Genomic DNA, 22,259 nt, shown 5'->3' on the forward strand with positions numbered 1-22,259 from the left:
ACGACGGGGCGATGCCAGTGGCGAAGAGCGGCGCCGCGCCGGGTTCGTCAGGCGATCGCCGGCTGCTCACCCCGTACGCATCGCAGAGGATGCCGGTCGGATAGAATCGTGGGCCGGGGCATCGTCTCAGCGGGAGCGACGAGGACCAAGATCCCCCACCGCCAATCTCCGCGCCGCCTCTCCACCGCCCCCCAATGGAATGCAGTTCGGTTCGTCGGTGCGAGAATCAGCCCTCGCCGTCCTGAGGAAGACCGTACGCGCCGCTCAATTGTCTGACAAGTGGGGTGTCGCCGCTTGGACCCGCTTTCGACAACTGGCGGGTCAATCCCGGCTCGGGATGACCCCTGTGGCCCGCTGCCCCGTTGCGCCCGGACCAGCGAAACGCTACGGATCTGTACCCGTAACGGGGTGTCGGGGTGTGGCGCAGTCTGGTAGCGCACCTGGTTTGGGACCAGGGGGTCGTAGGTTCGAATCCTATCGCCCCGACCATTCGATCAGGAGCTTGTCGAGTTCAGATGCCGAGCGCCCGCATCTTCCGCCCCTCCCGGGACGCCACGCAGTCGGGCCAGGCCCGCACGAAGCAGTGGCTTCTCGAGTTCGACCAGACCAGCCCGCGCGAGATCGATCCGCTGATGGGCTGGAACGGATCGGCCGACATGATGCAGCAGGTACGCCTGGAGTTCGACACGGAGGAGGAGGCGGTCGCCTACGCCAAGCGCGAGGGCATCGCCTACCGGGTCGAACTGCCGGCCAAGCCGGTGTTCCGCAAGGGCCTGTCCTACTCGGATAACTTCAAGTTCAACCGCACGGCGCCCTGGACTCACTGAGGCGCTTCAGCGCGCCCGCGGGCGGGGTCGCGGGCTGTCACGAACCGCGGCGCGCTTTCCAGGCCGCGTAGGGCGCTTCGCCCGCCGGCCGGATCTGGCTGAGTCGCATCGGCTGTTCGTCCAGGGGGCGGCACAGTTCCGCGTAGATGCTCGCGCTGCCGGCTCCGTGCTCCTCCGCTTCCTCCGCCGAGAAGGCGAAGTAACCTTCGCGGAAGCCGGCGAGCCGCATCGCCGCATGGCACATCGGGCAGGGGCGCCCGCTCGCGTACATCACGCAATCGGAGAGGTCGCGCCGCGCCAGCATTTGGCTGGCCTCGCGCAGCGCCACCATCTCGGCATGCCCGGTCGGGTCGTTGGTGGCGTGCACGGTGTTGGCAGCCCGGACCAGGACGGCGCCGTCGCGCACGATCACCGCGCCGTACGGAGATCCGCCGGCCAGAACGTTCGCCTCGGCCAGCGCGACCGCTTCGCGGATATAGCTCTCGTGCTCCGACATCCCTGCGCCTCTGCGTGAACCCGCGCGCCAACGCGCCGCCGGGCCGGGAGTTCAGAACGCGTAGCGCACGGTGCAATAGGGCAGGGATTCGGCCAGCAGGGCCTTGAACCGGGCGAGCCAGCGGCCTTTCCAGCCGGTCCGGTAGCGCAGGTTGGTGCCGCCGCCCTCCGAGACCTTCGCCTCCTGGATATCCGGCCGCCACAGCAGATCCTCCGCCTTGGGGTGCCAGCCGAGATTTACGTCGTGCAGCCCCGCATTGTGGGTCAGCATGATGATCTCGCACTTGAGCTGCGCCTTGGCGGCGTCCGAGAGCGTGGCGTCGATCTCGGCGAACAGCGCCCGCCAATCCGCCTCCCAGCCCTCGTAGAGGATCACCGGCGAGAAATTGGCGTGGACCTCGTAGCCGGCGGCCACGAAGTCGTCGATCGCCGCGATGCGCTCCGGGATCGGCGTCGTGCGCACGTCGACGATCTTGGCGATCCGGGCAGGCATCAGCGAGAAACGGATCCGCGTCTTGCCTTGCGGGTCGTAGGCCAGGAGATCGCGGTTGACCGCCTTGGTGGCAAACGACGCCTTGGCGTTCGGCAGGGTGCGGAACCGCTCGATGAAGGTGCGGACGCCGCTGCTCACCGCCGCGTCCACCGACAGGTCGCCGTTCTCGCCGATGTCGTAGATCCAGTGCGCCGGGTCGATCGTGTCGGGGGCCGGCAGGGGGCCCTGCCGGTCCGCATGCCGGGCGATCGCCGCGCAGGCCTGGTCGATGTTCACGAACAGCGAGATCGGGTTCGAGAAGCCCTTGCGCCGCGGCACGTAGCAATAGGCGCAGGCCATGGCGCATCCGTTCGAGGTCGAGGGCGCGATGAAGTGGGCGCTGCGGCCGTTCGGCCGCATGGTCAGGCCCTTCTTCACGCCGAGCACCAGGGTCGAGCGCTTGATCCGGACCCAGTCCTCCACCGATCCCGCGTTCCCGTGGAGCGCCGGGATATTCCAGTGCGACGGCACGGGGATGCGCTCGGCGTCGGGGAAGCGCGTCAGGATCTCCCTGCCGATCGGGTAATCGCCCACCGTGGGCTCGTGGTAGATCGTCCTGATGTCGAGGAGGTCGCTGGTGAGGGCCATGCTGCGTCCGGGGCCCGGCTGCGGCCCGACCCGCGATATGGCGCGCGACGGCGGGACCGGAATAGCTTGCGACGTGCGGTCCCAATGGTCCGCGGCGGTCGATTCCATGGATGCGTGATCTCAACACTCTCTTACGACTCTTGATTGATTATCCCATGCCTCTGATTGGACGCATGATGACAATTCACGACCTGGAGGAAGCGGCCCCCGGGACGGCAGTCTCCGGCGATCCCGGGCGGCTGCAGGCGCTGGTCCGCCGGGATCAGCTCGAGGCCGTGCGCGGCAGCGTCCTCACCGCGATTCCGGTCAACATGCTGCTCGGGCTCGCCAGTGTGCTGGTGGCGTTCCAGGGCGGCAACGGCCGCGCCGGGGTGGTCTGGTACGCGGCCTCGACTGCGGCCAATATCCTGCGCATCGGCCTGTGCCGGTCGTCGTGTCCGGGGCTCGCCCTAACCGCCGAGATGCCGCCGGACATGGCCAGGGCCGCCTCGCGCTCGGTCGAGGGACACCTGCGCGCCTGCACCGTCGCGGCCTTCCTGTCGGGGCTGGTCTGGGCGTTCCAGCCGCTGCTCTGCGCGGGCTACACCTCGGCGCAGGCCCTGTTCTACCTCACCATCACCTGCGGCATCACCGCCGGCGCCGTCACCCACGGGACGGCCTATGCCCGCATCCCGTTCAGCTTCATCCTGCTGCCGCTGCTGTCGGTGGCGTTCTGCCTGTTCGGCGGCGGCGGGTTCGACCGCTGCTGCCTGGCGGCCTGCGTGCTGCTCTATCTCGCCGCCCTGTCCCGCACCGCGTTCCAGAGCGAGGCGGGTTACCGCGAGGCGAGCCGGCTGAAGAACGACGCCACCGCGCTGGCCCGCTCCCGTGCCGAGGCGCAGGCCAGCGCCACCGCGCTGGTGGAGGAGATGCGCTGGCGCGCGACCCACGACGACCTCACCGGCCTGCTCAACCGGGCCGGCTTCATCCAGCAGGCCGAGGACCGCCTCGGGACGCACGCGGATACCGGTTCGACCGGCGCGGCCGAGCTCCGCTTCGGCGCCGGCACCGCCTGCCTGCTGCTCGACCTCGACGGCTTCAAGTCGGTCAACGACGTCTACGGCCACCAGACCGGCGATCGGGTGCTGGTCGAGGTCGCGCGGCGGGTGCGCGCCGCCCTGCCGCCGGGCGGCCTCGCCGCGCGGCTCGGTGGGGATGAGTTCGCGGTGCTGTACGATCCCGTCGCCGCAAACATGCCCTACGCGGATCTCGCCGCCGGCCTCATCGCGGCGGTCGCCCAGCCGTTCGACGGCTTCGACGAGGGGCGGCTCGGGGTCAGCATCGGCGTCCACGCCCAACCCGAACCCGACCTGATGGCGATGCTCAGCTGCGCCGACGAGGCGCTGTACGCCTCGAAGGCCGCGGGCCGGAACCGCTTCCGGCTGTTCGACGCCGGCCTGCGTGACTGCCTGGAGATGCGGCGCGAGCTGGAGCGCGACCTGTCGCACGCGCTGGTCGAGAACGCCCTCGAGGTCTGGTTCCAGCCGATCTACGCCCTGGACGCCCGGACGCTGGTCGGGCTCGAGGCGCTGGTGCGCTGGCACCACCCCCGCCTCGGCTGGATCGCGCCCCCCGACCTGATCGCCGCCGCCGGCATGGCCGGGCTGACCGAGTCGCTCCTGCGCTTCATCCTCGATCAGGTCTGCCGGATGATGGAGATCCTGCGTGCCCGGGGCCTCGGCACCGTCCGGGTGGCGATGAACGTCTCGCCTCGGGAGATGGCGCAGATCCCGGTGGACGAGATCGTCATCGCGCGCCTCGTCGCCCTCGACCTGCCGGCCGCCCTCCTGGAGATCGAGATCACCGAGGAGACCGCCCTCGATCTCGGCGCGGTCCAGGGCAAGCTCCAGGCGCTCTCGCGCGCCGGCATCCTGGTGGCGCTCGACGATTTCGGCATCGGCTACTCGTCGTTGTCGTCGCTCCGGCAGCTCCGGGCCGACCGGATCAAGATCGACCGCAGCTTCGTCACCGGCCTCAGCACCTGCGACGACAAGCGCGGGCTGGTCCTGGCGGTGCTCGGCCTCGGCACCCTGCTCGGGCTGGAGGTCGTGGCCGAGGGGGTCGAATCGCAGGACGACCTGCAGATGCTGCAATCGATGGGTTGCCCGTTCCTGCAGGGCTACCATCTCGGGCGGCCGATGCCGGTGCAGACCCTGGAGGCGACCCTGTTCCCCGACCGGACACAGGCAGCCTGATCGCGGAGCTGGCCCGGACGGCGGCGACTGCTGCGCAGAGCATCCCTGTCCGGCTCACCCCAGCCGGTAATCCGCCATGCGGGCGCGCCGGGCGCTGCGGCGGTAGGCCATCACCGAATCGGGCCACAGGGTTGTGTTGCGCCCCTCGGCGTCGAGGTACCAGCTCCGGCAGCCACCCGTCTGCCAGATGCTGTCGGCCAGCCGGGTCTGGATCCGGTCGAGGAACCGCGCCTGCGCCTCCGGGCGGACCTCGATCGCCCGGGCGCCCTTGCGCAGGGCCTCCAGGCAGTCGAGGACGTGCCGCGCCTGAACCTCGATCATGGAGATGATCGAGTTGTGGCCCAGCCCGGTATTTGGACCGAGCAGCATGAAATAATTCGGGAATCCCGCCACCGTGATGCCCTGGTAGGCGCCCATCCCGTCCGCCCAGGCATCCGTGAGCCTAAGGCCATCGCGCCCGACGAGGTCCATCCGGGTGAAGCTCCCGGTGACGTCGAAGCCCGTGGCGTAGACGATCACGTCGAGGGCGTGCGCGTGGCCGTCGGCGGTGGTCACGCCGCCTTCCGTGATCCGGGCGATGTCGCCGGTCTCCAGCGTCACGTTCGGGCGCTGGAGCGCGGGGTAGTACTCGTCGGAGATCAGCACGCGCTTGCAGCCGAGGCGGTAGTTCGGCGTCAGCTTCGCCCGCAACGCCCGGTCGGGCACCGCCTTGGCGAGATGGTGGCGGGCGAGTCCCTCGGCCTGCTTGGTCAGCTTGGACACCTTGGTGAAGCCGAACAGCGCGCGCAGCTCGTGCAGCCAGAACAGCCGCGCCCGCTCGAGCTGCCGGAGGAACGGAAGCCGCCGGTAGCGCGCTTGGGTGGCCTCCGGGATGGCGTGGTCGTGCTTGGGCATGATCCAGGGCGGCGTCCGCTGGAACAGGGTCAGATGCGCGGCACGCTTGGCGAGTTCCGGCACGACCTGGACCGCGCTCGCCCCGGTGCCGATCACGCCGACGCGCTTGCCCGCGAGATCGACGGCATGATCCCAGGCCGCCGTGTGGAAGGCCGGCCCCGTAAACGCGTCCCGGCCGGGGAGGTCGGGATAGGCCGGATGGTGCAGGCCGCCCATGGCGGAGACGATCGCGCGCGCCGTCAGCGGGCCGCGGTCGGTCTTGACGTGCCAGACGGCGCGGGCCTCGTCCCAGGTCGCTCCGGTGAACGCGGTGCCGAGCTGGATCAGCGGCATCAGCCCGTGGCGCTCGGCGGTGTCGCGCAGGTAGCCCTGGATCTCCGGCTGCGGGGCATACATCCGCGACCAGTCCGCCTTCGGGGCGAACGACAGGGAGTAGAGATGTGAGGGCACGTCGCAGGCCGCGCCCGGGTAGGTGTTCTCCCGCCAGGTCCCGCCGATGTCGGCGGCCTTCTCGATTACCCGCAGAGGGCCGATCCCGGCCTGCCGGCAGCGGATCGCCATGGCGAGGCCGGAGAAGCCGGCCCCGACGATCAGGACTTCGAGGGTCTCCGGGACGGAGGCGGTCGCGGGCGCCGTCATCGCGAAGCTCCCACGGGCGCGGCAGCGCTCCGGCGTGCGTGCGCCATCAGGAAGGCGGTGGCCTCGTCGAGGGAGGTGCGCGCCTCCGGCAGCATGTGGGCGGCGAATTGCCAGGCATGGGCCACGACCGGGAAGAGCTTCAGCTCGGTCACGACCCCGGCCGCCCGGGCCTTCTCGGCCATGCGAACCGAATCATCGCGCAGGACCTCGCGCTCGCCCACGTGGAAAAGGAGGGGCGGGTAGCCGGTCGGGTCGGCGTTGATCGGCGAGATCCGCGGATCGGCCGGGTCTGCGCTCCCGAGATACATCGTGCGGATCACCGCGAGCGCCCCGGGGTCGAACATCGCGTCGCGCCACGCGTTCGTGCGCCGCGAGCCGTCCTCGGAGATGAAGTCGGTGGCCGGCGAGAACAGCGCAGCGGCCCAGGGCATCGGCAGGCCCCGAGCCCGCGCCTCGCCGATCAGCACAAGGGCCATGTTGGCGCCGGCCGACTCGCCGGCGACGCAGGCCGGGCCGTCGGCGCTGAACGCCTGCCAGACCGCCGTCACGTCCTCGATCGCGGCCGGGAAAGGGTGCTCGGGGGCGAGGCGGTAATCGGGGACGAAGATGGTGAAGCCGCGGTTGGCCAGTGCGCCGGTCACCGGCCGGTGGGTGCGCGGCGAGCAGGCGATGAAGCCGCCGCCATGGAGGTAGAGCATCCGCTGCCCGGGCCCGGATTTCGGCCGGACCCATTCCCCCCGCACCCCGCCGACCGTGCCCGGCTCGTAGGTGACGCCCTTCGGATCGGGGAAGGCCGGCGCCTCGAAGATTTGGCGGAACGCGGCGGCGTTCCGGGCCTTCGACAGGGGGCCGCGCACCTTGGTGCGCACGACCCAGGTGCCGATATACGCGCGCAGGCTCGCCATCTCAGACCTTCCCGCCGGACAGGCGCACGATCGTCTTCCAGTAGCCCACCGGCATCAGCCGCTGGATCAGGGCGGCGCTCTTCGCGTCCTTGCCGATCAGGATGCGGGGGCGGCGCCGCTCGATCCCCTGGATGATCGCGGCCGCGGCCTCCTCCGGCGAGAGCGTCAGCAGCTTGCCGAACGCCTCCCGGGCCTTCTCGTCCTCGACGCGGGCGCGCTCGGCGGCGTCCGGGTCTGTGGGTGGACGCGTGCCCCGGGCGCTGCGGGCGATGGCGGTGGCGACGCCGCCCGGATGGACGACCGTCACCCCGAGCCCGCTGCCGGCATATTCGTGCCGCAGGGCCTCGGTGAAGCCCCGGACCCCGAACTTGCTCGTCGCGTAGGCGACCTGGCCCGGCGGGGCGATCAGCCCGAACAGGCTCGACAGGTTGACGATCTGGGCCGCTGGCCGAGCCCTCAGCATCGGCAGGAAGGCGTGGCACATCCGCACGACGGCGCGCAGGTTGATGTCCATCAGCCAGTCGAAATCTTCGAGATGCGTCTCGTCGAATCGGCCGCCGAGCGCCACGCCGGCATTGTTGATCAGCACGTCGAGGCGGCCGAACCGGTCGGCGGCCCAGTCCGGGAGTTTCGTGATCGCCTCCGCGTCGGCGAGGTCGAGGGCCAGCGTTTCCACCGTGGCGCCGGCCGCCCGGGCCTTGGCGGCCACCGCGTGCAGGCCCGGCGCGTCGCGGTCCACGAGCAGGAGGCCGCAGCCCTTGGCGGCCAATCCCAGCGCAAGGGCGGCGCCGATGCCGCTCGCGGCCCCGGTGAGGAGCACGACCGCGCCGGCGAGTCGGAATGTCTGGGCCAAGCTGCGCCCCCCCTTGGGTCACCCGGTAGGCCGGGATCGGCGGTTCGGGATAGCCCCGGCGCCAGGCATTGTCTAGGGTGAGCACCCTAGGCAGGGAGGGGCAGGATGGCGCGGGGCCGCGACAGCAGGGTACAGGACGCCGGAACCGGCCGGGGGGCCGGCACGCGCGACAGGATCCTGGCGCAGAGCCTCGCGCTGTTCAACGAGCGCGGTCTCGGTCGGGTGACCACCGCGGAGATCGCCGCGGCGTGCGGCATCCGAGAGGGAAACCTCCAGTACCATTTCCCGCGCAAGAGCGGCCTCGTGGAGGCTCTGTTCGCGGTCTTCGAGGCCGAGGCCGAGGCGGTGGCCGGGCGCCTGCCCGCCGATCCCGCCACTTTGGACGCGTTGCTGTCCTATCAGCGCGGCTGGTTCGACCTGATCTGGCGCTATCGCTGCGTCTACCGCGACGGCATCGCCATGGTGGAGATCGCTCCGGCCCTGCGCCCGCGTGTCCATGCCCTGCGGGGGCGGACCCAGGCGCTGGCCCGCGGCGTGTTCGAGGCGGCGGTGCGGGCCGGGCGGCTGCGGATCGCGCCGGAGGCGCTCGGGCGGCTCATCGACAACGCCTGGATCGTATCGAGCCACTGGATGAGCCATCGGCTCCAGGGCGGCACCACGCTGTCCCAGGCCGACCTCGACTGGGGCTTCGCGCAAGTCCGCGACCTGTTCACCCCCTACCTGGTCGCGGATCCGCAGGGCTGAGAGGCGTCTGGCCCGAACCTTCCATCTGCGCGGCCACGCTCGAACCCGAAGGACGCGATGCTCGACCGACTGATCCATGCCGGCCTCTCGATCCTGCTGCTCCTGGCGGCCGGCGCCTTTTTCTCGACGAACCGGCGGGCGATCCGGCCCCGGATCGTGCTCAGCGCCCTGGCCCTTCAGGTGAGCTTCGGGGCGCTGGTCCTGTTCCTGCCAGCCGGGCAGGCCGCGCTGAGGACCGCCGCCGACATCGTCGTCACCGGTCTTTCTTACGGCGACCGCGGCACGGCGTTCCTGTTCGGCGGTCTGGTGGAGCCGAAGATGTTCGAGCTGTTCGGTGGCTCGGGCTTCATCCTGGCCCTGCGGGTGCTGCCGCAGATCCTGTACGTCTCGGCCCTGATCGGGGTGCTGTACCATCTCGGCGTGATGCAGGCCCTGGCCCGCGGCCTCGGCGCCGGGCTGCGGCGGATCCTCGGCACCTCGCCGATCGAGTCGTTCTCGGCGGTGATCACCATCGCGATCGGGCAGAGCGAGATCGCGGTGGCGTTGCGCCCATTCCTGCCGTTGCTCACGGGCGCCGAACTGTTCGCCGTGATGTCGAGCGGCGCGTCCTCGACGGCGGGGTCGATCCTGGCCGGCTACGCGGCGCTCGGCGTGCCGATGACCTACCTGCTCGCGGCCTCCGTGATGGCGATTCCGGGCGGCCTGCTCTACGCCAAGATCCTGATGCCCTCGACCGAGCCGACCCGGATCGCCACAACCCGGGTGGAGTTCGGCGAGTCCCGGGCCGCCAACATCATCGAGGCCGCGGCGGACGGCACACAGAAGGGCCTCGTCGTCGCGGTCTCGGTGGGCGCCATGCTGATCGCCTTCGTTGGGCTGATCGCCCTGGCGAACGGGGTCGTCGGCTATGCCGGCGGCCTCGCAGGTTATCCGGGGACCTCGATCGAGGGCGTGCTCGGCTGGGCGCTCGCCCCTCTGGCCTGGCTGCTCGGGGTGCCCTGGGCGCACGCGGCGCTCGTCGGCGGCGCGATCGGCCAGAAGATCGCCTTCAACGAGTTCCTGGCCTACGCGACCCTGTCGCCGACCCTCGGCGCCGGCACGCTCGACCCGCGCTCCCAGGCGATCGTCTGCTTCGCGCTTTGCGGGTTCGCCAACCTCGCCTCGATCGCGATCCAGCTCGCGAGCTTCTCCAGCCTCGTCCCGGAGCGGCGCTCCGAAGTCGCCCGCTACGGATTGCGGGCGATCCTCGCCGGGACGCTGGCGAACCTCACGAGCGCGGCGATCGCCGGGTTGTTCGTGGGGTGAGGACAGAAGACGAATGATGACGGCGTCGTGCATCGATTCTGTGGACGGAATTTTACCGTCTCATCTCTTGCTTAACGATTGACGAAACGGATATTCATGAGCATATCTGCGCATAAATGATCGCCAAAAAATAAATAATTACAATTTATTTCGCAGATTTATTGATCAAATCATCGCAGAATTGATTTTCACATATATAACTGTGCGTTCAATACGAATATATAGATCAAAAACATGATTTTCGTGACATCAATCGACACATCCATCAGATGGCTGATCGATCTGTTTCCGCACGCGGCGAGCACGGTCATAATGATCTGTAACCGCCTGCGTGAAAACGATAGTTGGTTTCCAGCCTACGGCGCGACCGACCAGAACCGTTGACGGTTGAACAGCATGTCCCGCGTCCCGACCGTGGGCCCCTCGGCCGGCTTGGCGCAATCGGGCTCGCGCGGTTTGGCGACCGCCGCCAGGGTCGCGACGACGGGGGCCGGCTTCAGCCCGAGCCGCGCCTGGACCTCCGGCTGACGGGCCGCCGCGATGGTGAGCACGGCGGCGATCAGGCCGCCGGCGACGGTTCCGAGGAAGAAATTTAGCATTTCTGAAGCGATCCGGTGACCGGTTTGGTGGGGCCACAGTCTCTGGTCACTGTCCAACCCGGCGGGAACATGGCGGACCTGCCGCTCACGCGGCCTTAACACTTGATCTGCGACAGCTACACGCAAGCCCGCCGGTGTGGCAGGTGCGATGACGGGGCTGGACCGCCTATGAACTACGCCGCCAACGCCTATGCCCGGACATCCCGGTCCGCCCTAACCCCGCGCGAAGCCGAATCCGCCGTCCTGCTCAAGGCGGCCCAACAGCTGATCGGCGCCAGCCAGGGAATCGCCGACGGTGACACCAAGCGCCTCAACGAGGCCCTGTCGTTCAACCAGCGCGTCTGGACCATCCTGGCCGCCGAGGCGACCGCCGACGAGAACCCGCTGCCGGCCGATATCAAGCAGGGCATCGGCAACCTGGGCGTGTTCGTGCTGCGCAGCTGCGTCGACACGATGATCGAGCCGACCCCGGAGAAGATCGCCACCCTCGTGGGGATCAACAACGAGATCGCCGCCGGCCTCCAGGGCAACCCACGCTGAAGTCGGACTCAGTTGAAGGGGGCAGGCGCGCTCAGGCGGCCGTGTCGGGCTCTGGCCGCGCGACCGTCGCGGCCTGGGCCAGCGCCGCGCTCTCCCACTCGACGAGCTTCCGGCCCAGCTTGATCGCCGGGTAGAACGAGCCCGCCTCGACCGCCTCCGCGATGGCGGCGACCTGGGGCGCGGCTGCCGGCGCAAGGCGGATCAGCTCCCCGGCCTGCCGGAAGAACAGGTCGATGCTCGCGGCCGGGTCGTCTGCCAGGTAGATCACCGTCAGGGTCAGGTGGATCTGCTTGCAGGCCGTGTCGGCCTCGCTCTCCGTGATGATCTCGCTCTCGCGCAGGAACTTGCACTGCGTCTCGATCAGGAAAGTCGAGCGTCGGTCGCCGTTGCGAATCAGCGCGCCGTTGATGATCAGCCGCTCGAGCGGTTTCAGTTCCAAGCGCAGGGGCATCGCGTGTTCCGTTCTAGAAGACGCGCCGATTTGATTCCGCATGCGTTAACGTTTGGACAACGGCTGCCGTTCGGCGAACGGTCGCGGTGGGCTTGTCGTGACGGTGCCGAGCGTGGACTCTTCGAAGATCGTTCGCAGACTCGGTGAGTCTGCGAGACGTCAGCCTTCGGAGAATTGCCGATGACCTCCTCTGCCACGCGTGCCATCTACCCGTCGCTTCGCGGAAAACGCGTGCTTGTGACGGGCGGCGCCTCGGGAATCGGCGAAGGTTTGGTCGAAGCCTTCGTCGCCCAGGGCGCCCGCGTCGCGTTCTGCGACATAGCCGACGAGCCCGCACACGCCCTGGTCGCGCGGCTCGCACCTGGGGCCGAACACCCGCCTGTCTACCGCCGCTGCGACCTCACCGATGTCGAGGCCGTCCGCTCCCTGGTGGCGGAGGCCGAAACGGCGTTCGGCGGCCTCGACGTGCTGGTCAACAACGCCGGCAACGACGACCGCCACAAGCTCGCGGACGTGACGCCCGCCTACTGGGACGACCGGATGGCGGTGAACCTGCGACACATGTTTTTCGCCGCGCAGGCCACCGTACCCGCGATGCGCCGGGCGGGCGGCGGCGTGATCCTGAACTTCGGCTCGATCAGCTGGCACCTCGGGCTCAACGACATGCCGCTCTACCAGACCGCAAAGGCGGCCATCGAGGGCATGACACGGGCGCTGGCCCGGGATCTCGGCCGCGACGGCATCCGGGTCTCCGCGATCGTGCCCGGCAATGTCCAGACACCCCGCCAGGAGCGCTGGTACACCCCGGACGGCGAGGCCGAGATCGTCGCTTCGCAGTGCTTGGACGGCCGGATCCAACCCTCCGACGTCGCCGCCCTGGTGCTGTTCCTCGCCTCCGACGATGCCCGGATGTGCACGGGCCACAATTACTTCATCGACGCGGGCTGGCGCTGAGGCTCGGGCGAGAGCGTTGAGACCGGCTCTCAGCGCATCATCCCGCGGCTGCGCGAACGCGGCGCAGGAGGCGCCCGTCGATGGCCGCGAGGCCGCATCCGATCAGGGCCATCCCGAGATAGTGCCGTGGTTCCAGGCGTTCGCCCAGGACCAGCGCCCCCAGGAGGATTGCCGAAACCGGAACCAGGAAGGTGACCAGCGACAGGTTGGTCGCCCCGGCGCTGGCCAGGATCCGGAAATAGAGGACGTAGGCGAGCGCGGTCGACAGCGTGGCGCTGCCGAGGATTGCTGCCGAGACGAATGGACCGGGGACCGGCAATGTCCACGGCCGGTCGATCACCAGCGCGACGGGCAACACCAGCAGTGCGGCCGCCGTGAGCTGTCCGGCAGCGACGGCGAGCGGCGGGATACCCATCCGCTTGAAGCGTCGTCCGAACACCCCCGCGCAGGCATACGACAGGGCGGCCCCGAGGATCGCGACCTGGGCCAGAAGGCTGGCGTCGAATCCCGCGAAAGCCGCGGGCCCGACCATCGTGGCGACCCCTGCCAGGCCCACCGGCACACCGGAGAACCGGTTGCCGGTCATCCGCTCATCTGTGGTGAGCCGATGGGCGACGATGACGGTGAAGAGCGGCGTCGTGGCGTTCAGGATGGCGGCGAAGCCGGACGCGATGTGCGTCTGACCCCAGACGATGAGGCTGAAGGGAACGACGTTGTTCAGCAGGCCCATCCCGAGGAAGGCGGCCCAGACCGCGCAGCCACCGGGCAGGCGCAACCCTGCAAACGGTAGAACCATGTTGAGGATCAGCGCTGCGATCCCGACGCGCAGGACGACGAAGGTCAGCGGCGGCAATTCGGTGAGTGCAATACCGGTGAAGAAGAAGGAACCGCCCCACAAAACGGAGAGTCCGATCAGCATCGCCCATTCGGGCGCGGACATCGATCGTTTTCCTGCGTGCGGCATGGTGGATCTCCAAGCATCGACCCGCACGTGAAGTCACATTTCGACGGAATGCATCACGGTTCTTGCTGCTGAACCAGGCGATCGATCTTGTTTAGGCAATATAAATTTACATAATTAAGACCATCATCGACATAGGAAATTACCTGTCTGGCATGTGATCTGGATTTTTAATACTGCTATCGGCGGAAGTTATCGGTGTCTTGCAAGGGTGCGTAAAAGATCGCTCCGTCATCCGGCTCATAGGTGTCCTTACGGGACTCAGCGGTAGCCGAACGGAGCGTCGATCCCCGCCGAGACACTCATCGCAGACACACAAAATCCCGATCAGGCTGGTGCGAGGCCGACGACCCGGAAGCAATGGTCCACCAGCTGGGAGGCGATCGCGTCCGCCCGCCCAGTCCTGGCGGCGCCCAGGACGACACCATGGAGCGCGTTGAACAGGAACGCGGCCGTGAAGCGCACATCCGCGATCGCCCAGGCTTTCGCGGCGCTGCCATCGCGAAGCAATCCCGCGAGATGATCGATCAGGATGTTGTCGGTCAGACCGTCCTGGCTGGGCGGCGGCACATCGGTGAACACGATCTCGTGCAGGCGCTCGGATGCGGCGTACCCCCTGCTGCAGGCGATGACCCAAGCGGCCAGCCGGCCAGTCCAATCCCCATCGGCCTGGCGTTCGACCTCTGCCGTGATGGCTTGGAGCAAGGTGTCGACGAACCGTTGGCGCAGACCTCCGGCCACGGCCTCCTTGGTGGCGAAGTGCAGGTAGAAGCTGCCCTTCGCCATGCCCGCGCGGGTTGTGATCTGCTCGATGGTGGTGGACGCAAATCCCTGGTCGATGAACAGGCTCCCGGCCGCGTTCATCAGATCCTCACGCCGCTCTTCGGGCGGCCTGGTCCGGGGCTTGGTCTTCATCGACACGGAAGCGGTCTCGGGGATGGAGGGCGCTCACGTCTGCCTGACGGGTTATCGCGAGGATGGAAAGGGCCACCACCGGATGTAGGCGTCGTCCTAATTGACTGACCACCAGTCAACAGCTAGTGAGGCAGCACGCTGCAGACCGGCAAGCTGCTGACCGGCACGCGTGGACCCGGCATCCGCGTATCGCGCCCGGGGAAATGCCATGGACAGGACAATCGATCGGTGCCGCGAAGTCCGACTGCGGACGTATCCCGGCGAGATGATCCAGCCGCGCGATATGGCCGTCGTGGAAACGGCCCTGCCGGACATCGGTCCCAACGACCTTGTGGTCCGCAATCGCTGCTTCCGGATCTCCATTTCGACCCGGCTCATGGCCAACCCGGATGCGCAGGCGGTCGAGGGCATTCCGTTTCCCGCGCTGAAGCCCGGCGATACGCTCGCGGACGGCGCAATCGGCGAGGTCATCGCCAGCCAGCCCGGGAGCGGGTTTGCGGTCGGCACGTACGTCTCGCATCCCCTCGGGTGGCGGGACTACGCGGTCGTCGATGCCGGGCGGTGCGTCGCCCTTGTTCCGGCACCGACCGAGCCGGCGGCGTATCTCGGCCATGGCTGGACGGCCTACGCGGCCCTGACACGGGGCGTCACAGTCCGCCCGGGCGACACGGTGTTCGTGTCGAGCGGTGCGGGTGCGATCGGATCGATGGCCGGCCAGATCGCCCGCAAGCTCGGCGCGACGCGGGTGATCGGCAGGACCAGCACCCAGGGCAAAGCCGATTGGATGACGGCCGAGCTCGGCTATGACGCGGTGATCCTGCGCCACGCGGGTCCCATCGCGGATCAGCTAAGGGCGGCGGCGCCGGACGGCGTGGACGTGTTCGTCGACATGGTCGGCGGCGAGCAGCTGGCAGCTGCCGCACGGGCCGCGCGCGACGGTGCGCGGTTCGTCCTGCTCGGCGCTTTGACCGCCGAGCTGAACGCTGCAGGTGCCAGCATCCGCGCGCCGGTGGAGCTGGACACGTTCCAGCTGATCCTCAGGGGCGTCACCCTGCGAGGCTACAGTGCCGATCGCGACAGCGCCGCGGCGTTCCCGGACTGGATCGCCTGGCAGCGCGACGCAGGGCTCCATTTCGCCGGCACGACGGTGACCGGGCTGGAGCAGGCGCCGCGCGCCTTGCACGACGCCTGCGAAGGCCGGCTCAAGGGGATCGTTCTGGTGGAGCTGTGACCGGGAGACCGTGCCCCCGTCTCGGGGCGTCCCCCGATGCCATGGGGTGGGAGGCGCGGTCGGTCGTCAGCCGGCAATCAGCCCTTGCTGGCCTCGTAGCGTGCCTTGTTCTCGGCATTCGGCGGGTAGAGGCCCGGAAGCGCGGCGCCCTTGCCGACCTCCTCCATCAGCCAGCCCTCGAACCGCTCCTGTTCGGGGGCGAGTTCCAGCACCGTCTCGATGAGCGCGGCCGGGATCAGCACGGCGCCGTCCTCATCCACCACGATCACGTCATCGGGGAACACGGCGACGCCGCCACAGGCGATCGGCTGCTGCCAGGCCACGAAGGTCAGGCCGGCCACGGAGGGCGGAGCCGCTGCGCCCTGGCACCAGACCGGCAATCCGGTCCCCAGGACGCCCGCGACGTCGCGCACCACACCGTCGGTGACCAGGGCGGCCACGCCCTTCTTGGCCATGCGAGCGCACAGGATGTCGCCGAAGATGCCGGCGTCGGTCACGCCCAACGCATCCACCACCGCGATGCAGCCCGCGGGCATCGCCTCGATCGCCGCCCGTGTGGAGGTCGGGGACGACCACGATTCCGGCGTGGCGAGATCCTCGCGGGCCGGGACGAACCGCAGCGTGAAGGCCCGGCCGACGATCCGGGGCTGGCCGGGCCGCAGCGGCCGGGTGCCACGCAGCCAGACGTTGCGAAGACCCTTCTTCAGCAGGATCGTCGTGATGGTGGCGGTGGTGACCTTCGAGAGCACCTCGACGACCTGAGCGTCGCTCGACATCCGCATATCCTTCTCGGCTGGGGCGACCCGTGTCGGTCCCCGCCGAGGAGCTGTACCCGATCATGATCCGATCGGGTACAGCTCTAAGTTACTGTTCCGCTGCGTTCTTTCCGAACACGCGACCCGATGGCGAAGCCAACCCTCAGGTTGGGGGCGCCCAGGTCGGGATTCGAATCAATCGCAGGACTCCTTCTTCACGGTCTTGGAATCACCCATGTCGTTCTCCTTGCGCACCGTCTTGGTGACGCAGCCGTCGCCGTGATCGTGAACGGTCACGGACTTGGACTCGGAGGCCGGACGATCGACCACGACGGCGGGCCGGTCGCGCTCGATCACGGTGGTCTGGGCTTGGGCGGCGGCGCCGAGGCTGAACAGGGCGGCGGTGGCGAGGAACATCTGGCGCATACGAAAACTCCGGTCCCGATATCGGTCCCGAGTAACGGCGTCTCCAGCTTGAGCGTTCCGCAATTTGTGGTGGACGGGTCAGGCCTTGCCGCAGCGGCCGAACGTCGGCGATCCGACGGGCGGACGAGGCCGGAAAGCGGGCCGAACCCGTAAGCGAACGCGGCTCGGCCCACGCGTCGTTCGGCTTGAAACACAGCCGGAGCGACGCCCTCAAAAAACCCCGGGACGCGCACGCATTCAAGACCGGTGGACTACGTGCCGGGCGCTCAGCCGCCGGTCATCGGCGGGAAGAACGCGATCTCGGCGGCACCCGCGATCTGAGCGTCCGGCTTGGCATGGGTCCGGTCGATGGCCGCCCGGACCACCCCCGGATCTTCGAACGCATAGGCGTATTCTTCGCCGCGGCCACGCAGCCAGGCGACCAGATCGGTGACGGTGGCGACCTCAGGCGGCGGCGCCAGCTCCTCCTCGGCGCGGCCGATTCGCTCGCGGACCCAGGCGAAATAGACGAGCTTCATCGCAACACCGTGCCGGAAGGGGATCGGCGACCGTGCGTTCAGCGCGGGTCGTCGATCACATGCTTGATCCCGGCCCTCATATAGTCCCAGCCGGTCCAGAGCGTGAGGGCGGCCGCGATCCAGAGAAGCGCGAGGCCGATCGGCTCCGTACCGGGCAGGACCCGCTCGCCCGCGGGCCCGGCCACCAGGAAGCCGAGCGCCACGAGCTGCACCGTGGTCTTCCACTTGGCGATCTTGCTGACGGGAACCCCGACCTTCAGCTCGGCGAGGTACTCGCGCAGGCCGGAGACCAGCACCTCCCGGCACAGGATCACGATCGCCGCCCAGACCGACGAGCCGACGATGGTATGGTCGGCAGCCAGCATCAGCAGGCAGGCCGAGACCAGCAGCTTGTCAGCGATCGGATCGAGCATCCGGCCGAGCGCGGAACTCTGGTGGTAGGTCCGCGCGACATAGCCATCGAGATAGTCGGTGATCGCCGCCGCCACGAAGACGCCGAGCGCGGTCCAACGCGCGGTGTGCGAGTCGGGCCAGAACAGCAACGCGACCATCACCGGCACCGCGACGAGGCGCCCGTAGGTCAGGCAATTCGCGAGCGTCCAGGCTGGGGACCGTCGTCGGGGAAGGACGGTGTTCATCGCCGGGGTGAAATCAGAGCCGGGCCCGGGCGTCAACGTCTCGGCCGCGGGCACGGCCGTGACGGCGGGATCCTCAGGCGCCGGCATGGAAGAAATCATAGACGGCGCGCGCGGTGGCGGCGTTCACCCCGGGGGTCTTGGCCAGGTCCTCGAACGCGGCGCGCTCGATCGCCTTCACGGTTCCGAAATGATGCAGCAGCGCGCGTTTGCGGCTGGGGCCGATGCCGGCAATCTCGTCCAAGGGATTCTTCACCATCTCACGCTTGCGCTTGGCCCTGTGGCTGCCGATGGCGAAGCGGTGGGCCTCGTCTCGCAGCCGCTGTACGAAGTAGAGCGTCGGGTCGCGCGGCGGAAGCTTGAACGGCGGCCGGCCGGGCACGAAAAACGTCTCGCGCCCTGCATCGCGGTCGCGCCCCTTGGCGATGCCGATCAGCGGGACATCCGTCACGCCGATCTCGTCGAGCGCTGTGCGTGCGGCGTCGAGCTGACCCTTGCCGCCGTCGATGAGCACCAGATCCGGCCAGGCGGGAAACACCTCGCCATCCTCCGCGGGCACGGGGGGAAGCTCCGGAACGCCGTCCTCGGCGCCTGCCGCCGCAGCCTCGCGCTCGGTGCGCGGCGCCTCCTTGACCAGGCGCTTGAACCGCCGCTGCAGGACCTCCCGCATCATGCCGTAATCGTCCCCCGGGGTGAGTTCCTCCGACTTGATGTTGAACGTGCGGTAATGCGTCTTCATGAACCCAGTCGGCCCGGCGACGATCATCCCGCCCACCGCATTCGTACCCATGATGTGGGAGTTGTCGTAGACCTCGATCCGCCGCGGCGTCCGGTCCATGCCGAACGCCTGCCCCAGGGCGGTGAGCAGCTTGCCCTGCGAGGCGGTGTCGGCCAGCCGCCGGGCGAGCGCCTCCTTGGCGTTGCGCTGGGCGTACTCGACGAGGTTCCTCCGCTCGCTGCGGCTCGGCCGGTGGATCTCGACGCGATAATCGACCCGGCTCGAAAGCGCGGCCGCGACCAGCTCGGCATCCTCGATCGGGTGGCTGGTCAGCACCGTGCGGGGCGCGGGCTTGTCGTCGTAGAACTGGCTGATGAACGAGCCGAGCACCTCCTCGGGGGTCATGGTCCGGTCGGCCTTCGGGAAGTAGGCGCGGTTGCCCCAGTTCTGGAAGTTGCGGAAGAAGAACACCTCGATGCAGAACTGGCCCGCCTGCTCGTCAAGGGCGAAGACATCGGCTTCCTCGACGCCCTGGGTGTTGACCCCCTGCACCCCCTGGATCGCCGAGAGCGCGGCGATCCGGTCCCGGTAACGGGCAGCGCGCTCGAATTCCAAAGCCTCGGACGCCTCCTGCATCTCCGCGCGCATCCGGTCCTTCACGGCGTTGGACTTGCCCGCCAGGAACGCCCGGGCCGCATCCGCCATGGCGGCGTAGTCGTCGGTGCCGATCTCCCCGGTGCAGGGGCCGGAGCAGCGCTTGATCTGATAGAGCAGGCAGGGCCGGCTGCGGTTCTCGTAGTAGCTGTCCGTGCAGGTGCGCAGCAGGAAGGCACGCTGCAGCGCGTTGACCGTCCGGTTGACCGCCCAGACGCTTGCGAACGGGCCGTAGTAATTGCCCTTCCGTCGCCGCGCGCCGCGGTGCTTCACGATCTGCGGCGCAGGGCCGTCGGAGGTGACCAGGATGTACGGGAACGACTTGTCGTCCCGCATCAGGACGTTGAAGCGCGGCTTCAGCTGCTTGATCAGGTTGGCTTCGAGGAGCAGCGCCTCGGTCTCGGTGGCGGTGGTGACGAACTCCATCGCCGCCGTCTGCGAGATCATCCGGGCGATGCGGTTCGAGTGCGCCTGACCCCGCGCGTAGGAGCCGACCCGCGCCTTCAGGTTCTTGGCCTTGCCGACGTAGAGGACGTCGCCCCGGTGGTCGAACATCCGGTAGACGCCGGGCGAGTGCGGCAGCGTCGACCAGAACCGGCGGATCACCTCGGTGCCGGCCTGGACCGCGCCCGGGTCGAAATCGAAATCGATCTCGGGCGCATCCTCGGCGGACAGCGCGGCCTCGGACTCGCCGGCGCTCTCCTCGCGCTCGGCGTCGCGGCCGTCGTCGAAGGTGTCGGGGGGCAGGTCTGAGAGGGCTCTGCGGTTCATACCGCAGATCTAAGCGTTCCCGGCGCCGAGCGGCACCGGGTCCGGCGACAAAATTGCCGCGCCTGGAGCCTCGTGCCGAACCGTGGCCGCCGGCTTTCGGAAAACGACGCGGCGGATCGAGGAGGCCGCGTCGTGCCGGTTCCGGTATCCGGCACGACGCGCCACTGAATCCGCGATCCAGCGCGCTGGCCGACGCCGTGCCGGTATCAATCTCGGCGGCGAGCGCTCAAGGCCGCCCGGCCGTCTCAGTCGAACAGCGAGTCGATGTCGTTCTGGTCGACATGCCCCGGATCGTCGTCGAGCTTCGGCCCGTTGAGCAGGCTGCTCTCGTCGTCCATCGCGGTCGAGACCGGCATGACGGTGATGAGATCGCGGAAGCTGTCGAGCTGCGTCCAGGCGGCGATCAGCCGGTCGAGGTGCTCCTCGATGAACTTCATCACGCCGACGATCTTGTTGATCCGCTGGCCTGTCAGATCCTGGAAGTTGCAGGCCTCGTAAGCCGAGATCACCCGCTCCTGGATGATGTCGACGTGCTGCTTCATGCCCGGCGGCAGGTTCGCCGTGTAGAGCATGCCGGCATTCGCCTCGATCTCCTCGACCGCGTTGAGCAGCTGCGTCGTGGCGCGCTCGGTCGATTCGACCACCGCGTCGAGTTCGTCGGCCGCCCGGCGCATGCCCTTGCCGCTGTTCTCCGAGCGGTGGAGCGTCGCCAGCTCGGACTTGGTCCGGGTGATCGCCTCCTTCATCAGGTCGAGTTCGGACCGCATCGCCAGGGCGTCGTGCAGCTCGCGGCGGCACGTCTCGATCGTCTCGTCGGCACTCATCTGGGTGATGCGGCGCAGATCCATGATCGCGCTCAGGATCTCGTCCAGCCGCTCGTTCGAGACGCCTGGATCAGGAGCGATGGGTAAAACCGCGGGAAGCCCGAGGCTGTCTTCGATGCGATAGCGCTTCTGGGTCATCGGCGGGGCGTGAGCCTTCAGGATCGGTCGTTCGAACTGTCTACCACAATCAGTTAGCGGACTGTGACTGCCAAGCTTGCCGGCCGGCGATTCCTGTCCGGCGCCCCCGTTCGACCTATCGAAGGTTGTGAGCCGGAGCGATTTACTAGCGATTCACGCTAATCTCGCCCGGCCGGGGAGGGCGCCGGGCCGGCGGGCCGATTCACCATGTTGATTCACCGGAACGCGCGGATGCGGGTGGATCATAGCGCGAATCGGGGCCGTCAGCCCTCCTGCAGGAAGCATCCACGATGCGTGGTTCGGTCCGTCTGGCTTTGTGTGCGGTCCTGGCGACCGCGACGCTGTCCGCCCCGGTTTCCGCGCAGCAGTCACGCTACGCCGAAGGCGGCGGGTATGGCGGCGGCCTGATCGAGTACCTCATGACCGGGCAGGCCGGGGGAGGGGGCCGGAGCCGTCCGCAGCGCGATGCGGCTCCGCAGCGTGTCGCGGCCTATTCCGGCGAGCTGCTGCCCGCCGAACCGGAGCCTCTGCAGGACGTGCCGCGGCAGGTCCTGCCCCCGCAGGCCTATGGCGCACCACAGGCGGATCCGGGCCGCATCGCGCGAGAGGTCGGCCCGGAATACCGGCGCCAGGAGGTCGCTTTCACCGGGTCGCAGCGGCCCGGGACGATCGTAATCGATACGACAAGTCGGCACCTCTACCTCGTCCAGCAAGGGCAGCGGGCGCTGCGCTACGGGATTGGTGTGGGGCGACCGGGCTTTGCCTGGAGCGGCCTCAAGACCGTCAGCCGCAAGGCCGAGTGGCCGGACTGGACGCCGCCGGCGGAGATGCTCGCCCGCCGTCCCGACCTGCCACGGCACATGGCGGGCGGCCCGGAGAACCCGCTGGGCGCGCGGGCGCTCTATCTCGGCTCCTCGCTCTACCGCATCCACGGCACCAACGAGCCGGGCACGATCGGCCAATCGGTCTCCTCGGGCTGCATCCGCATGATGAACGAGGATGTCATGGATCTCTACGATCGGGTGCCGGTGGGGACTCGGGTGGAGGTTCTGTGATGGGTTGCAAGCGCGGGAATACTGCTAAGAAGAGCAAAAAAACTCGTCTGCACTGATCGACTGAGTTTGTTGGTTCTCTCGAGGCTTTAGAAAACGAG

The 22,259-nt window shown here is 68.6% G+C and carries 23 protein-coding genes and 1 tRNA gene; 9 read left to right on the top strand and 15 right to left on the bottom strand.

The genetic code is table 11. The features are described from left to right. The first annotated feature begins 412 nt into the window (after positions 1 to 412). Positions 413 to 489 (top strand) — tRNA-Pro (locus AC0IY0_RS05470). A gap of 26 nt (positions 490 to 515) precedes the next feature. After that, complete coding sequence (locus AC0IY0_RS05475; protein WP_471763256.1) at positions 516 to 827, top strand: ETC complex I subunit; 312 nt, start codon at positions 516 to 518, stop codon at positions 825 to 827. Between the two features lie 37 nt (positions 828 to 864). Here the strand turns inward: AC0IY0_RS05475 and AC0IY0_RS05480 are convergent, their stop codons facing one another. Then, positions 865 to 1,323 (bottom strand): nucleoside deaminase, encoded by a 459-nt coding sequence (locus AC0IY0_RS05480; RefSeq protein WP_147905966.1) that lies wholly within the window; start codon positions 1,321 to 1,323, stop codon positions 865 to 867. Between the two features lie 51 nt (positions 1,324 to 1,374). Beyond that, the gene (locus AC0IY0_RS05485) at positions 1,375 to 2,442 is read right to left on the bottom strand and encodes a spore photoproduct lyase family protein (RefSeq protein WP_147905965.1); all 1,068 of its coding nucleotides are present in this window, start codon (positions 2,440 to 2,442) and stop codon (positions 1,375 to 1,377) included. A gap of 176 nt (positions 2,443 to 2,618) precedes the next feature. On the opposite strand from AC0IY0_RS05485, the gene AC0IY0_RS05490 reads away from it, so the two are divergent. Beyond that, positions 2,619 to 4,676 (top strand): putative bifunctional diguanylate cyclase/phosphodiesterase, encoded by a 2,058-nt coding sequence (locus AC0IY0_RS05490; protein WP_471763456.1) that lies wholly within the window; start codon positions 2,619 to 2,621, stop codon positions 4,674 to 4,676. Positions 4,677 to 4,730: 54 nt separating this feature from the next. Here the strand turns inward: AC0IY0_RS05490 and AC0IY0_RS05495 are convergent, their stop codons facing one another. From AC0IY0_RS05495 to AC0IY0_RS05505, 3 genes are read right to left on the bottom strand one after another with little or no spacing between them, the layout of a single operon-like run. Continuing rightward, positions 4,731 to 6,209, bottom strand: coding sequence for a flavin-containing monooxygenase (locus AC0IY0_RS05495; RefSeq protein WP_471763257.1), 1,479 nt, complete (start codon positions 6,207 to 6,209; stop codon positions 4,731 to 4,733). Then, positions 6,206 to 7,114 (bottom strand): alpha/beta hydrolase, encoded by a 909-nt coding sequence (locus AC0IY0_RS05500; protein ID WP_471763258.1) that lies wholly within the window; start codon positions 7,112 to 7,114, stop codon positions 6,206 to 6,208. Before AC0IY0_RS05500 ends, AC0IY0_RS05495 begins: the two co-directional genes overlap by 4 nt. 1 nt (position 7,115) lies before the next feature. Beyond that, positions 7,116 to 7,967, bottom strand: coding sequence for an SDR family NAD(P)-dependent oxidoreductase (locus tag AC0IY0_RS05505; RefSeq protein ID WP_147906011.1), 852 nt, complete (start codon positions 7,965 to 7,967; stop codon positions 7,116 to 7,118). Positions 7,968 to 8,072: 105 nt separating this feature from the next. Between AC0IY0_RS05505 and AC0IY0_RS05510 the strand changes: the two genes are divergently transcribed. After that, complete coding sequence (locus AC0IY0_RS05510; RefSeq protein ID WP_147905961.1) at positions 8,073 to 8,711, top strand: TetR/AcrR family transcriptional regulator; 639 nt, start codon at positions 8,073 to 8,075, stop codon at positions 8,709 to 8,711. A gap of 57 nt (positions 8,712 to 8,768) precedes the next feature. Continuing rightward, positions 8,769 to 10,016 carry a NupC/NupG family nucleoside CNT transporter gene (locus AC0IY0_RS05515; protein WP_471763259.1) on the top strand — a complete coding sequence of 416 codons (1,248 nt, stop codon included), beginning with the start codon at positions 8,769 to 8,771 and terminating at the stop codon, positions 10,014 to 10,016. 356 nt (positions 10,017 to 10,372) lie between these two features. Here AC0IY0_RS05515 and AC0IY0_RS05520 read toward each other — a convergent pair whose 3' ends face one another. Beyond that, positions 10,373 to 10,615 carry a hypothetical protein gene (locus AC0IY0_RS05520; protein WP_147856648.1) on the bottom strand — a complete coding sequence of 81 codons (243 nt, stop codon included), beginning with the start codon at positions 10,613 to 10,615 and terminating at the stop codon, positions 10,373 to 10,375. 168 nt (positions 10,616 to 10,783) lie between these two features. Between AC0IY0_RS05520 and flaF the strand changes: the two genes are divergently transcribed. Continuing rightward, the gene (gene flaF / locus AC0IY0_RS05525; protein ID WP_147939915.1) at positions 10,784 to 11,155 is read left to right on the top strand and encodes a flagellar biosynthesis regulator FlaF; all 372 of its coding nucleotides are present in this window, start codon (positions 10,784 to 10,786) and stop codon (positions 11,153 to 11,155) included. A 31-nt stretch (positions 11,156 to 11,186) separates the two neighbouring features. Here the strand turns inward: flaF and AC0IY0_RS05530 are convergent, their stop codons facing one another. After that, positions 11,187 to 11,606: a flagellar biosynthesis repressor FlbT gene (locus AC0IY0_RS05530; RefSeq protein ID WP_147939914.1), complete on the bottom strand. Its 420-nt coding sequence runs from the start codon at positions 11,604 to 11,606 to the stop codon at positions 11,187 to 11,189. A gap of 180 nt (positions 11,607 to 11,786) precedes the next feature. On the opposite strand from AC0IY0_RS05530, the gene AC0IY0_RS05535 reads away from it, so the two are divergent. Next, positions 11,787 to 12,560 carry an SDR family NAD(P)-dependent oxidoreductase gene (locus AC0IY0_RS05535; protein WP_471763260.1) on the top strand — a complete coding sequence of 258 codons (774 nt, stop codon included), beginning with the start codon at positions 11,787 to 11,789 and terminating at the stop codon, positions 12,558 to 12,560. 37 nt (positions 12,561 to 12,597) lie between these two features. Here the strand turns inward: AC0IY0_RS05535 and AC0IY0_RS05540 are convergent, their stop codons facing one another. Both AC0IY0_RS05540 and AC0IY0_RS05545 read right to left on the bottom strand, forming a co-directional pair. Next, positions 12,598 to 13,500, bottom strand: coding sequence for a DMT family transporter (locus tag AC0IY0_RS05540; RefSeq protein WP_471763261.1), 903 nt, complete (start codon positions 13,498 to 13,500; stop codon positions 12,598 to 12,600). Positions 13,501 to 13,848: 348 nt separating this feature from the next. Further along, a complete protein-coding gene (locus AC0IY0_RS05545; protein WP_246692478.1) occupies positions 13,849 to 14,436 on the bottom strand; it encodes a TetR/AcrR family transcriptional regulator in 588 nt (195 codons plus the stop codon). Between the two features lie 208 nt (positions 14,437 to 14,644). Here AC0IY0_RS05545 and AC0IY0_RS05550 point away from each other — a divergent pair, with 208 nt between their 5' ends. Next, the gene (locus AC0IY0_RS05550) at positions 14,645 to 15,667 is read left to right on the top strand and encodes an MDR family NADP-dependent oxidoreductase (protein ID WP_471763458.1); all 1,023 of its coding nucleotides are present in this window, start codon (positions 14,645 to 14,647) and stop codon (positions 15,665 to 15,667) included. 77 nt (positions 15,668 to 15,744) lie between these two features. Here the strand turns inward: AC0IY0_RS05550 and AC0IY0_RS05555 are convergent, their stop codons facing one another. The 6 genes from AC0IY0_RS05555 to AC0IY0_RS05580 all read right to left on the bottom strand — a co-directional run bounded on the left by AC0IY0_RS05555 (position 15,745) and on the right by AC0IY0_RS05580 (position 21,106). Further along, positions 15,745 to 16,443, bottom strand: coding sequence for a ribonuclease activity regulator RraA (locus AC0IY0_RS05555; RefSeq protein ID WP_147939910.1), 699 nt, complete (start codon positions 16,441 to 16,443; stop codon positions 15,745 to 15,747). Between the two features lie 174 nt (positions 16,444 to 16,617). Beyond that, positions 16,618 to 16,848, bottom strand: coding sequence for a hypothetical protein (locus tag AC0IY0_RS05560; RefSeq protein WP_147905954.1), 231 nt, complete (start codon positions 16,846 to 16,848; stop codon positions 16,618 to 16,620). A 266-nt stretch (positions 16,849 to 17,114) separates the two neighbouring features. Beyond that, entirely contained in the window at positions 17,115 to 17,366 is a 252-nt protein-coding gene (moaD, locus tag AC0IY0_RS05565; RefSeq protein ID WP_147853871.1) for a molybdopterin converting factor subunit 1, read from the bottom strand. 38 nt (positions 17,367 to 17,404) lie between these two features. Then, positions 17,405 to 18,004, bottom strand: coding sequence for a CDP-diacylglycerol--glycerol-3-phosphate 3-phosphatidyltransferase (gene pgsA, locus AC0IY0_RS05570; RefSeq protein ID WP_187193748.1), 600 nt, complete (start codon positions 18,002 to 18,004; stop codon positions 17,405 to 17,407). A 73-nt stretch (positions 18,005 to 18,077) separates the two neighbouring features. Beyond that, positions 18,078 to 20,144, bottom strand: coding sequence for an excinuclease ABC subunit UvrC (uvrC, locus tag AC0IY0_RS05575; protein ID WP_147905953.1), 2,067 nt, complete (start codon positions 20,142 to 20,144; stop codon positions 18,078 to 18,080). 245 nt (positions 20,145 to 20,389) lie between these two features. Further along, positions 20,390 to 21,106, bottom strand: a complete 717-nt coding sequence (locus AC0IY0_RS05580; protein ID WP_147905952.1) for a protein phosphatase CheZ — start codon at positions 21,104 to 21,106, stop codon at positions 20,390 to 20,392. 290 nt (positions 21,107 to 21,396) lie between these two features. Between AC0IY0_RS05580 and AC0IY0_RS05585 the strand changes: the two genes are divergently transcribed. Continuing rightward, positions 21,397 to 22,161 (top strand): L,D-transpeptidase, encoded by a 765-nt coding sequence (locus AC0IY0_RS05585; RefSeq protein ID WP_147905951.1) that lies wholly within the window; start codon positions 21,397 to 21,399, stop codon positions 22,159 to 22,161. Positions 22,162 to 22,259: the final 98 nt, after the last annotated feature.

It is taken from the genome of Methylobacterium sp. AC315 (genome assembly GCF_979253755.1).